The sequence below is a fragment of the Paraburkholderia sp. genome, assembly GCF_034668105.1.
Lineage (GTDB): Bacteria > Pseudomonadota > Gammaproteobacteria > Burkholderiales > Burkholderiaceae > Paraburkholderia.
On the sequence record NZ_JAXDPY010000414.1, the window covers coordinates 1 to 11109 of the forward strand.

General features: G+C 60.7%; 12 protein-coding genes and 1 pseudogene. 6 read left to right on the forward strand and 7 right to left on the reverse strand.

Features of this window, described 5'->3' with window-relative positions; genetic code table 11:
- Together QOC89_RS18435 and QOC89_RS18440 are read left to right on the forward strand one after the other, a co-directional pair.
- The coding region (locus QOC89_RS18435) for an HAD family hydrolase (RefSeq protein ID WP_323046338.1) at positions 1-240 on the forward strand (240 nt) is incomplete at its 5' end.
- A gap of 13 nt (positions 241-253) precedes the next feature.
- Positions 254-703: a VOC family protein gene (locus QOC89_RS18440; protein WP_323046349.1), complete on the forward strand. Its 450-nt coding sequence runs from the start codon at positions 254-256 to the stop codon at positions 701-703.
- On the opposite strand, the gene QOC89_RS18445 is transcribed toward QOC89_RS18440, so the two are convergent.
- Both QOC89_RS18445 and QOC89_RS18450 read right to left on the reverse strand, forming a co-directional pair.
- Positions 700-2100 carry a heavy metal sensor histidine kinase gene (locus tag QOC89_RS18445; protein ID WP_323046339.1) on the reverse strand — a complete coding sequence of 467 codons (1401 nt, stop codon included), beginning with the start codon at positions 2098-2100 and terminating at the stop codon, positions 700-702. The genes QOC89_RS18440 and QOC89_RS18445 overlap by 4 nt on opposite strands.
- Complete coding sequence (locus QOC89_RS18450) at positions 2097-2768, reverse strand: heavy metal response regulator transcription factor (RefSeq protein WP_323046340.1); 672 nt, start codon at positions 2766-2768, stop codon at positions 2097-2099. Before QOC89_RS18450 ends, QOC89_RS18445 begins: the two co-directional genes overlap by 4 nt.
- A 184-nt stretch (positions 2769-2952) precedes the next feature.
- On the opposite strand from QOC89_RS18450, the gene QOC89_RS18455 reads away from it, so the two are divergent.
- The 3 genes from QOC89_RS18455 (at position 2953) to QOC89_RS18465 (ending at position 5098) form a co-directional block, all read left to right on the forward strand.
- Positions 2953-3585, forward strand: coding sequence for a hypothetical protein (locus QOC89_RS18455; protein ID WP_323046341.1), 633 nt, complete (start codon positions 2953-2955; stop codon positions 3583-3585).
- An 83-nt stretch (positions 3586-3668) separates the two neighbouring features.
- A complete protein-coding gene (locus QOC89_RS18460; RefSeq protein WP_323046342.1) occupies positions 3669-4319 on the forward strand; it encodes a cytochrome b/b6 domain-containing protein in 651 nt (216 codons plus the stop codon).
- Positions 4316-5098, forward strand: a complete 783-nt coding sequence (locus tag QOC89_RS18465) for a molybdopterin-dependent oxidoreductase (protein ID WP_323046343.1) — start codon at positions 4316-4318, stop codon at positions 5096-5098. Before QOC89_RS18460 ends, QOC89_RS18465 begins: the two co-directional genes overlap by 4 nt.
- A gap of 20 nt (positions 5099-5118) precedes the next feature.
- On the opposite strand, the gene QOC89_RS18470 is transcribed toward QOC89_RS18465, so the two are convergent.
- On the reverse strand, positions 5119-6162 hold the full coding sequence (locus tag QOC89_RS18470) for an AraC family transcriptional regulator (RefSeq protein WP_323046344.1): 1044 nt from the start codon (positions 6160-6162) through the stop codon (positions 5119-5121).
- Between the two features lie 319 nt (positions 6163-6481).
- On the opposite strand from QOC89_RS18470, the gene QOC89_RS18475 reads away from it, so the two are divergent.
- Complete coding sequence (locus QOC89_RS18475) at positions 6482-7534, forward strand: NAD(P)-dependent alcohol dehydrogenase (protein ID WP_323046345.1); 1053 nt, start codon at positions 6482-6484, stop codon at positions 7532-7534.
- Between the two features lie 330 nt (positions 7535-7864).
- Here the strand turns inward: QOC89_RS18475 and narI are convergent, their stop codons facing one another.
- The 4 genes and pseudogenes from narI to QOC89_RS18495 form a co-directional block, all read right to left on the reverse strand.
- Positions 7865-8590 (reverse strand): respiratory nitrate reductase subunit gamma, encoded by a 726-nt coding sequence (narI, locus tag QOC89_RS18480; RefSeq protein ID WP_323046346.1) that lies wholly within the window; start codon positions 8588-8590, stop codon positions 7865-7867.
- Complete coding sequence (narJ, locus tag QOC89_RS18485) at positions 8587-9306, reverse strand: nitrate reductase molybdenum cofactor assembly chaperone (protein WP_323046347.1); 720 nt, start codon at positions 9304-9306, stop codon at positions 8587-8589. Before narJ ends, narI begins: the two co-directional genes overlap by 4 nt.
- A gap of 11 nt (positions 9307-9317) precedes the next feature.
- Positions 9318-10841: a nitrate reductase subunit beta gene (gene narH, locus QOC89_RS18490; RefSeq protein WP_323046348.1), complete on the reverse strand. Its 1524-nt coding sequence runs from the start codon at positions 10839-10841 to the stop codon at positions 9318-9320.
- A pseudogene (locus tag QOC89_RS18495) lies at positions 10841-11109 on the reverse strand (molybdopterin dinucleotide-binding protein); the annotation flags it as partial. The pseudogene QOC89_RS18495 and the gene narH, both read right to left, overlap by 1 nt.

The following is an 11109-nucleotide window of genomic DNA, read 5'->3' on the forward strand; positions in this document are numbered from 1 at the left end:
GGTCAAAACAAGATGACAGCGGTCAAACGTTTCCTCGCGAGTCAACACATTGCCTTGGCGCAGACCATCGCCTTCGGAGATGCAATGAATGATCTCGAACTCTTGAGCTCGGTGGGCCATGGCGTGCTGATGGGCAATGCTATGCACGAGTTGCAACGCCATTTGCCGAACCTTCCTCAGGCGCTGCCCAATCATCAAGATGGGGTTGCGCATTATCTTGAGCAACTACTTCTGCTGTGACATTACTGGCCATTTGCACCGCGCAGCAAAAAGGAGCCACACTGATGCTTTCCCAGTATTCGTCGGCATTACGGACTTCAAGCGCGCTTTCGATTTCTATAGCGCGGTAATGGACACGCTAGGGCTGCGGCTCAAGTTTCGTGACGACGATGCGTGCTGTGCGGGATGGATGGCGGCCGATGCACCACGGCCGCTGTTCGTGATCGCCAGGCCTTACGACGGTCAACCCGCCACCGTAGGTAACGGCCAGATGTTGGCGCTCCTCGCCGCGGACCGCGGTACGGTCGATTGCGCGCACGCTACGGCGCTTGCTTACGGCGGCGCCTGCGAAGGATCACCGGGCCTGCGTCCGCACTATCACGCGGACTATTACGGCGCGTACTTCCGCGATCCAGACGGCAACAAGCTCTGCGTGTGCTGCCATGAGCCGGCCACGACCGCGGCCGTACAGGCAGCCCGTTAAACGCCCGGAAAGCGCAATTCGAAACGTACCACGCCTGGCGCCGGACACACCACGCGCGCCGTGCCGCCGTGCAAATGCATGATCGCCTTGACGATCGAGAGTCCCAGCCCGTTCGATTCGGTAAACTCGCTGCGCGCGGCATCTCCGCGATAAAAACGATCGAACAGGCGGTCCAGTTGCTCGCCGGGAATCGGCGCACCGTCGTTTTCCACCACCACCGTCGCGCCCTGCCCGTCCTGCGTGCCGCTCAAACGCACTACCGTATTACCCGCACCATATCGCACCGCATTGACGACGAGGTTGTTGATCGCCCGCCGGCATAGCATCGGATTGACCGACGCCACGCCCTGAGCCTCGACGGTAAAGCGCATGCCGCGTTCGTCGGCGGGGCCTTCGAAATAGTCTGCGATCCTGACGAGTTCGCCGCGCAGATCGACCGGCTCACGGTCGATGGATAACGCCGCGTGATCCGCATGCGCGAGAAACAGAATGTTCTCCGCAATGTGGCTCAAACGGCTCAACTCTTCGAGATTCGATTCGAGCAATTGTTGATATTCATCGGTTTCGCGCGGCTTGGCGAGCGTCACCTGGGTCTGGCCGATCAACGCGCCCACAGGGGTGCGAATCTCATGCGCCAGATCGGCGGAGAACTGCGAGAGGCGCTGATAACCGTCGGCGAGACGGTCGAGCATGGCGTTGAAGGCGTGCGTGAGCTGACGCAATTCAACCGGCGCGGCCTCGCTGTCGAGCCGCACGGACAAACTCGTCGGACTGATCTGCGCCGCCCGCGTGGCGATCTCCCGCACCGGCCGAAACGCATGGCGCAACACGTAGTAGGCGAGCAACGTGGCAGCCAGCATACCGGTCAGCGTGGCCAGTAAGATGCGATTGCGGTAGGCGGCCAGCATCCGTACTTCCTGAGTCATTGGATGCGCGGCGATCACTTCAATTGCAGTACCGTCCTCGCGCGCCTTGACGATGGCGATTGCCCAATGTACCGGAACGCCGTCCGGCAACAGGGTCTGGCGAATATCCGAGAGCGTCGGCAACCTGTCCTCTGTGCCGGCATGCAGTTCAGGCACCGCGACGTTCGCCGGATTCACGTCGATGAACGGCGCTTCGCCCGGACGGCGAAACAGCAACACGTCCTGCTCCGCGCCGAGCATGCTCTCGAACAGCAAAGGCCGGCTCTTCAATTCGCTGACCGAATAGAGATCGTGCACGATGCGGCTGAAATGCTCGACACGGCCGGTGAGCACCAGGTCCGCGCGGCGCTGCAAGGTCACCTGGGCGGAGTGATAGAAATAGGCGCCCAGCGTGCCGATCACGACACATGCAATCGTCGCGAACAGCAGCGTGGTGCGAGCCGTCAACGAACGTTCGGTCCACAGTTTCATGAACCGTCGCCGAACGTGTAGCCGATGCTGCGCACTGTATGAATCAGCTTCTTTTCAAACGGATGATCGACCTTGGCGCGCAACCGTTTGACGGCCACGTCGACCACATTGGTGTCGCTGTCGAAGTTCATGTCCCACACCTCCGAGGCGATCTGCGTGCGCGACAGCGCCTCGCCCTGCCGCCGTACCAGCAGATGCAGCAGCATGAACTCCTTGTTGGTCAGCGGAATCTCGACGCCCTCGCGGGTCACTTTGCGCCGCAGGACGTCGAGCTTGAGGTCGGCGATCTCGAACACGTCGCTTTCGCGGATCACGCCGCGGCGCAACAGCGTGCGGATCCGCAAGACTAGCTCCGTGAACGAGAACGGCTTGACGAGGTAATCGTCGGCGCCGAGTTCCAGGCCGCGAATGCGGTCGCTGACCTGATCGCGCGCGGTCAGGAAAATGACCGGCAAATCGCGCCGCGCCCGCAGCGCACGCATGATTTCCCAGCCGTCGATGCCGGGCAGCATCACGTCCAGCACCACGAGGTCGTACGCGTGTTCGAGCGCCATGTGCAGGCCGTCCGTGCCGGTGCGCGCGAGGTCGACCGCGTAGCCGCTTTCGCGCAGCCCCTTCTTCAGGTAGTCGCCGGTTTTCGGGTCGTCTTCGATGACGAGGATGCTCATGATGCCTGGATTCCCACCCTGTGCGCCGCCTCGCGCGTGGGTCATGGATATGGACGTGGATATGCCGGTCATTCTACGTGGCCGCGGCGCACCGTTCATGACGTTTTTGTCATCCGTCTGTCACTCGCCGGAGCCGCTCGCGCGCCTAACCTGACCCTATCCTCCACCCACCCAGAGCAGACTCATGAAGATTGTTTCCGCTAATGCGATGCGCAGCTTCGTCGCCCCCGTGCTCGTCGCGGCCTCGCTGTTCGCCGCAGGATCCGTCGCGCAAGCCCAGAGTACCGCACCCACCGGCGTACGCGGCACGGTGACCTCGCTCTCCGGCGACCTGCTCAAGGTCCACACGCGCGACGGCAAGGACGTTGACGTGAAGCTCAGCAAGGACACGCCGATTCGCGGCGTCACGCTTGCCAATGTGAACGACATCAAGCCGGACAGCTATGTCGGAACCGCGGCGATCCCGCAGCCCGACGGCACGCTGAAGGCGCTCGAGGTGCACGTGTTCCCCGCCAGCATGCGCGGCTCCGGCGACGGTCATCGTCCGTGGGATCTTGGCTCGAACAGCACGATGACCAACGGTACCGTGGGCTCGCTCGTGGTCAGCAACGGCCGCACGATTACCGTCAAGTACAAGGACGGCGAAAAGAAGGTCGTGATTCCGCAAGACGTGCCTATCGTCGCGCTTGAACCGGGTGACCGTTCGCTGCTGGTGCCGGGCGCGAAGGTTGTGCTCTTCGCCCATAAGGACGCCGACGGCTCGATGGCGGCGAATTTCATTTCGGCAGGCGAGCATGGTGTGACGCCGCCGATGTAAGACGGCGTTTTTCAGCCGTTCGAATAGCCGCGTCGTTCAATGACGCGGCTTTCAACTTTTTCCTTGTGTCGTCGCTCCCTACCATGCCTGAACCGCAAGCGCGCTTTGTCGTCCACCCGCTCGTCATACGAATCACGCACTGGATCAACGCATTTGCGATGGTCTGCATGGTGATGAGCGGCTGGGCGATCTATAACGCTTCGCCCTTCTTTCCGTTCAGATTCCCGGCGTGGGCGACCGTTGGCGGCTGGCTGGGCGGCTCGATTGCATGGCATTTCGCGGCGATGTGGCTGTTATGCGCGAATGGCCTGCTCTATCTGGCGTATGGCCTCGCGCGTGGGCATTTCCGTCGCAAGCTATTGCCGGTCTATCCGCGCGATGTCTTGCACGATGCTGCACTCGCAATGCAATTCAAGTTACCGCACGATACCGGCAAATATAACGCGGTGCAGCGCGCGCTCTATCTGTTCGTCTTGTGCCTTGGCGTGCTGCTGGTAGCGTCGGGGCTTTCGATCTGGAAGCCGGTGCAATTTTCGTGGCTTACCGCGCTGTTCGGCGGCTTCGACTTCGCGCGTCGCGTGCATTTCGTGGCGATGGCGGGCGTGGTGGGTTTTGTCGCCGTGCACCTCGCGCTGGTGCTGCTGGTGCCGCGCACGCTGTTGCCGATGTTGACCGGCCGCGCCCGGCTCTCCACGCACGCCACGCACGCCAAGCACAAAGGGAGCGAGGCATGAGCGAAGCAAAACGCCCGGACGCGCGCGATTCGCGTAACAACCGCATTATTCTCGCCGACCACAAACCGCAAATTGAACGCCTGCAACGGCGCCTGTTCCTGCGCTCGTCGCTTTCGATCGGCGCGCTCGCGATGCTGTCGGGCTGCAACATGCAGGACGGCGATTCGGTCGACAAGGTGTTGTGGGCCATGTCGCGCTGGAACGATCGCGTGCAGGGATGGCTGTTCGATCGCAACAAACTCGCGCCGACGTATTCGGCAAGTGAAATCACGGACCCGTTCCCCTTCAACGCGTTCTATCCGGAGTTCGATGCGCCGGATATCGACGGTTCGACGTATCAGCTGGAAGTGTCCGGTTTAGTATCCGACAAGCGCACGTGGAATCTCGATCAACTGCGCGCGTTACCGCAGGCCTCACAGATTACACGCCACATCTGCATAGAAGGATGGAGCGCGATCGGACAATGGCGAGGCGTGCCGTTTCGCACTTTTCTCGAACGCATCGGCGCCGATCTGAGCGCACGCTATGTCGGCTTCAAATGCGCGGACCGTTATTACTCGAGCCTCGACATGGCGACGGCGTTGCATCCGCAAACCCAGCTGACACTCGATTTCCGCGACGCGCCGTTACCGGCCAAATACGGCTATCCGCTAAAGCTGCGGGTACCGACCAAACTCGGCTTCAAGAATCCAAAGCACATCGCGGCGATCTTCGTGACCAACACGAACCCCGGTGGCTACTGGGAAGACCAGGGGTACAACTGGTTTAGCGGGCTATAACGCTTCCTGCGAACGCCTGCTTATACCGCGGTCACATAGCGCGCAACCGGTTTGACGACGCGCGGTGGCGGAGCATCGTACACGGTGCGCATGCGTTTGACTTCATCGACCGGACTCAGGCCGAACAGGCGCTTGAATTCACGGCTGAATTGCGACGCGCTTTCATAACCGACGCGTGCCGCGGCCGCGCCCGCATTCAAACCATCCTGCACCATCAGCAAACGCGCGTGATGCAAACGCGTGGTCTTCACGTATTGCATCGGCGAGGTGGCCGTCACGGCCTTGAATTGCGCATGGAAAACGGCGAGGCTCATGCCCGCTTCAGAGGCGAGCGTATCGACATCGAGTTCGCCGTGATAGTCGGCGTGGATGCGCCTGAGCGCTTTGGCGATGCGGCCGAAATGATTCTGATGCGTGAGCGCCGCGCGAATCGCGTCGCCCTGCTCGCCCGTCAACACGCGATAACAGATTTCGCGGACCACGCCAGGCGCGAGAATGCGCGCGTCGAGCGGCGAGGCCAATGCTTCCATCAATCGCTGCACGGCATTGGACAACGCCGGATCGAGCGGCGTCGAATAGATGCCGAGCGGTTCGTGCTGCGTGGCGCCTTGCGTTTCGTTCAGCGCCATCAGCAACTCGGCCACCATGGTCAGATCGACACGCACGGAGATCGCGAGGAATGGCTCTTGCGGGCTCGCCTCGGTTTCACATTCGAACGGCAGCGGCACCGACAACACCAGGTATTGTTGGGCGTCGTACTGGAACACCTGATCGCCGAGAAAACCGCGCTTGCGGCCCTGGCAGACGATCACGATGCTCGGTTCGTACATCACGGGCATGCGCGGCATCGGCTGATTGGCCCGCAGCAGATTGACACCCTCCAGGCTCGAGCGGGTGATGCCCGGATTGGGTGCGAGCGCGTCGAACCATTCGACGAGACGCTGCTGCGCATGACCGCCCGGGGCGCCATCGACCGGGCCGCGCTCGACGGAATTGCCATCAGCCAGATCGCGATTGCTCGCATTCAGCTCGGCCGAAGTAGGTTCAACGGAATGGGTTGACATGACGATATAGTGACGCGCAAGAGAATAATGCTTGAAATCTAGCACCAAACGACCTACTGCGCTTGTCACCAGGAGTTTTAGGCAAACCTTCAAGATATTCAGGTATTCCCTGCTTCGCTCCCGGCTCCTACTATGGGAACCCTGCCGGATCATATTTTTCCGCGCTGCGCCGGGCTCGGTCGCCCGTTCACCGTTGCGGTGAATACGTCGACCACCGCCTGCGCGGTGATCCCGGTTCCCAACAAGGTTTGACCGCATCGGCGACACGCGTCGCCCATCGTCGGCGCCTTGCGATATCCCCTTTTTGCTGGAGCTACCCATGAGCACGACTTATGCCTATGCAGCGACCGACGCTACCGCGCCGCTCGCCCCGTTCGAAATCCAGCGACGCGAACTGCGCGCCCACGACGTGCAAATGGAAGTCCTGTTTTGCGGCGTGTGCCATTCCGACTTGCATCAGGCACGCAACGAATGGAAGAACACGGTTTTTCCGGTGGTGCCGGGCCATGAAGTTGTCGGCCGCGTAACGGCGGTCGGTCCGGACGTGACGAAGTACAAGGCAGGCGACGTGGTGGGCGTGGGCTGCCTCGTCGACTCGTGTCGTACGTGTGCGAGCTGCAAGGAAGATCTCGAGCAGTATTGCGAAAACGGTTTTGTCGGCACGTACAACGGTGTGGACCGGGTTGACGGTCAGATCACCTACGGCGGTTATTCGACGCAACTGGTGGTGGATGAGGCATTCACGCTGCGCGTGCCGGAGAATCTCGACCCGGCGGGCGCCGCGCCGTTGCTGTGCGCGGGTATCACGACGTATTCGCCGCTGCGCACGTGGGGTGCCGGTCCTGGCAAGAAGGTCGGGATTGTCGGCCTTGGCGGCCTCGGTCACATGGGCGTGAAGTTGGCCCGCGCGATGGGCGCGCATGTCGTGTTGTTTACGACGTCGCCGTCGAAGATTGAAGATGCGAAGCGACTGGGTGCGCATGAGGTGGTCATTTCGAAGAATGCTGAAGAAATGGGAGCGCATGAAAACAGCTTCGATTTGATTGTGAATACGGTTGCTGCGCCGCATGATTTGAATCCGTTTTTGAATCTGCTCAAACGTGATGGGACGATGACGCTGGTTGGTGCGCCGGAGCACGATCATCCGTCGCCGCAGGTGTTCAATCTGATCATGAAGCGTCGCCGTCTGGCAGGTTCGCTGATTGGCGGGATTGCCGAGACGCAGGAAATGCTCGATTTTTGTGGCGAGCACGGGATTACTTCGGATGTTGAAGTTATTCCGATGCAGGGGATTAATGAGGCCTATGAACGGATGCTTAAGAGTGATGTGAAGTATCGGTTTGTGGTTGATCTGGATTCTTTGCGGAAGTGATTTTTTTGCCTGCGAGGCGGCTGGTGGTTTGGGTGCCTTGCAGGCAGGGGCTTTCTTTGGTTGATTGCCTGCGGCGCGCTTCTGGTTGTTTGCCTACGGTGTTGGCCTTTCCTTGATTTCTTATTGGTTTATTAGCGTCGCGCCTGTGCGGGGCAATGCTCTGAACTTAAGCCCCATTCCCTCAAGCAAGTTTGTACGCGAGATGGAAGTGGGGCTTGGCCTTTCTGGGGTGTGCGAGCGCCGCTACCATTGCGTTGCCGATATAGAGGCGGGTTCATGCAGGCCCGCAGCACCCAGAGGCGTTGGTTCGGCAGTGATGGTTCGTTCAATTTACAAACGCCGCCGCGGCATATTCTGCCCAGCGGGCACGTTCAACCGCCGGTCACGCACCATCTGCCACGGCCGCAGCAGATATGCGAGCGATGCAAAGCCGCTCCAGATATGCACGAGGCGCGTAAACGGGAACACCAGAAACAGTGTCATCCCAAGGAACATGTGAGCTTTGAACACCCAGCTCGCTTCAGGGATGAGCGCCGCAGCGCCGCCCTGGAATGTGACGATGTGCTGGGCCCAACCGGCGAGCTTCATCATCATGCTGCCGTCCAGATGCTGCGCCGACATCGGGATCGTGCCGAGACCCAACACCAGTTGCACCCACAACAATACGAGCAACACGATATCGCTTGTCTTCGAATGCGCACGGATGCGCGGGTCGCCGAGCCGGCGGATCAGCAGCAGGGTCACGCCGATAAACGCCAGTGTGCCCGCTATGCCGCCCGAAACCATCGCCACGACCTGTTTCGCGCCGGCGCTGATGAACGATTCATAGACCATGTGCGGCGTCAGCATGCCGAAGAAGTGGCCGAACATCAGGAACAGCACGCCGACGTGGAACAGATTGCTGCCCCAACGCAGCGCGCCGGTGCGCAGCATCTGCGATGAATCGCTTTTCCACGTGTACTGATCGCGGTCGTAGCGCAGCAGACTGCCGACCAGAAACACCACCAGACAAATGTACGGATAGATGTCGAATAAGAGCGTATCGAGGTACTTCATACAAAGGCTTCCTTGGAGCGGCGTGGCGATGCAGCGTCACGCCGAACGATCTGGATAGGCTGCACACGAGAGGCGGCGTTCTGTCCTGCCACGGAACAGCCGTCAAACACAGCGGGCTCCGCCCATTGCTCGTCGAGCGAAGCCTCGGCGGGTGCTTCGGGCCCGGTCTCGGGCCGTTGCACCGGCTCGTCTGCGAGGTCGAGCGCGGCGGCAACGGCTGCCGCATAGGGGCTCTGCTGACGCGCCAGCGCGGCGTGGATCGATTGCAGCAGATGCGCCATTTCCGCGAGAAATTCGCGCGCGACTTCGTAAATCTGCGTGGACGCGAACTCCAGCACCACCGGCAGGTAGTCCGGCAACTCGCCGGGCGCGAGCAACAACCCTTCCTGCGCATAGGTTTGCTGAAGGTCGATCATGGCCGGCCCCCGATCGCGCGAATCGCCGTGCACGTGCTCGAACAGGTGCAGCGACGTGCGGCGGCCACGGTCGAAGGTGTCGACATAGCGCGCTTCCGCTTCGAGCGGATCGCCGCGCTGCATGTCGACGATCAGCGCGAAGACAGCATCGCGATGCTCAGCCGACAGCACCGTGTCGCGTAACAAAGCAATTCCCAACTCGGGCAGTGCCGCACGCAATTGTGCATCCGGATAGCTCAGCAACGCGGCGACTACGCGCGCTGCCGTGCGGTGGGGTTCATGAATGGACTCGTTGATCATCACTGCACCTCCTACACCTTTGCCTTGATCGGAATCGTGCGCCTCTTCTTACCACCGAACAGACTCGTTTCGCTCGCACCATCCGAACAACCGTTACCGAACGAAAAACCGCATCCGCCCTTCAGGTCGTACAGGTCTTCCGCATATTCGCGGTGCGTGCCCGGCACCACGAAACGGTCTTCGTAGCTTGCGAGCGCCATCACGCGGTACATGTCCTCCACTTCCCGCTGACTTAGGCCCACTTGTGCGAGGACCGCGGCGTTTTCACAGCCGTCCACGTGCTTCTCGCGCTGATAGGTGCGCATTGCCAGCATCCGCTCGAGTGCGCGAATCACCGGCGCTTCGTCACCGGCAGTCAGCAGGTTCGCCAGATATTTGACGGGAATACGCAACTGTGTGACGTCCGGAATTTCGCCGTTCAGGCTCATATGCCCAACACTTGCCGCTGCGGTGATCGGCGAAAGCGGCGGCACGTACCACACCATCGGCAGCGTGCGGTACTCCGGATGCAACGGCAATGCAACGCGCCATTCCATCGCCATCCTGTAGACGGGACTCTGCTTCGCCGCGTCGAGCCACGCCTGAGGCACACCGTCGGCGCGCGCCTGCTCGATGACCTTCGGGTCGTTCGGATCGAGGAACACGTCGAGCTGCGCCTGATACAGATCGGTTTCACGTTCGACGGATGCGGCTTCCTCGATACGATCCGCGTCGTACAGCAGCACGCCGAGATAGCGGATGCGCCCTACACAGGTTTCCGAACACACGGTTGGCTGACCGCTCTCGATACGCGGGTAACAGAAGATGCACTTTTCCGCCTTGCCGGACTGCCAGTTGTAGTAGATCTTCTTGTACGGGCACCCGGAGACGCACATGCGCCAGCCGCGGCACTTGTCCTGATCGATCAGCACGATGCCGTCTTCCTCGCGCTTGTAGATCGAGCCCGACGGGCAACTCGCGACACAGGCCGGGTTCAGGCAATGCTCGCAAAGCCGCGGCAAATACATCATGAAGGTGTTTTCAAACTGCCCGTAGATGTCCTTCTGCACGTCATCGAAATTCTTGTCCTTGCTGCGCTTTTCGAATTCGCCGCCAAGAATCTCTTCCCAGTTCGGGCCCCACTCGATCTTCTCCATCCGCTTGCCGGTCAACAGGCTGCGCGGCCGTGCAACCGGCGGCGCCTTGCTTTCCGGCGCGGATTGAAGATGGTCATAGTCGAACGTGAACGGTTCGTAGTATTCGTCGATCTGCGGCAGGTTCGGGTTCGCGAAGATGCGTGAGAGCACCTTTAGCCTGCTGCCCTGGCGCGGTTCGATCGAACCGTCCGCGTTACGTTTCCAACCGCCGCGCCATTTGTCCTGGTTTTCCCACTGCTTCGGGTAACCGATGCCCGGCTTGGTCTCGACATTATTGAACCATGCATACTCAACGCCTTCGCGATTGGTCCAGACGTTCTTGCACGTCACCGAACAGGTATGACAGCCGATGCACTTGTCCAGATTGAGCACCATGCCGATCTGTGCGCGAATTTTCATTACCGATCTCCGTTTGCTGCCCCGACGGGCTCATCATCGAGCCAGTCGACCTTCGCCATCTTGCGCACGAGGACGAATTCGTCGCGATTGGTGCCGATGGTTCCGTAGTAGTTAAAGCCATAGCTAAGCTGCGCATAGCCGCCAATCATGTGCGTGGGTTTGAGCACGATGCGCGTCACCGAGTTATGGATGCCGCCGCGCGTGCCGGTGATTTCCGAGCCCGGCACGTTCACGATCTTTTCCTGCGCGTGGTACATCATCACCATGC

Bases quoted from the DNA above. Each gene is read 5' to 3' on its own strand.
- QOC89_RS18445 (WP_323046339.1), bottom strand. From the start codon at position 2,100: ATGAAACTGTGGACCGAACGTTCGTTGACGGCTCGCACCACGCTGCTG.
- QOC89_RS18450 (WP_323046340.1), bottom strand. From the start codon at position 2,768: ATGAGCATCCTCGTCATCGAAGACGACCCGAAAACCGGCGACTACCTG.
- QOC89_RS18455 (WP_323046341.1), top strand. From the start codon at position 2,953: ATGAAGATTGTTTCCGCTAATGCGATGCGCAGCTTCGTCGCCCCCGTG.
- QOC89_RS18460 (WP_323046342.1), top strand. From the start codon at position 3,669: ATGCCTGAACCGCAAGCGCGCTTTGTCGTCCACCCGCTCGTCATACGA.
- QOC89_RS18465 (WP_323046343.1), top strand. From the start codon at position 4,316: ATGAGCGAAGCAAAACGCCCGGACGCGCGCGATTCGCGTAACAACCGC.
- QOC89_RS18470 (WP_323046344.1), bottom strand. From the start codon at position 6,162: ATGTCAACCCATTCCGTTGAACCTACTTCGGCCGAGCTGAATGCGAGC.
- QOC89_RS18475 (WP_323046345.1), top strand. From the start codon at position 6,482: ATGAGCACGACTTATGCCTATGCAGCGACCGACGCTACCGCGCCGCTC.
- narI (WP_323046346.1), bottom strand. From the start codon at position 8,590: ATGAAGTACCTCGATACGCTCTTATTCGACATCTATCCGTACATTTGT.
- narJ (WP_323046347.1), bottom strand. From the start codon at position 9,306: ATGATCAACGAGTCCATTCATGAACCCCACCGCACGGCAGCGCGCGTA.
- narH (WP_323046348.1), bottom strand. From the start codon at position 10,841: ATGAAAATTCGCGCACAGATCGGCATGGTGCTCAATCTGGACAAGTGC.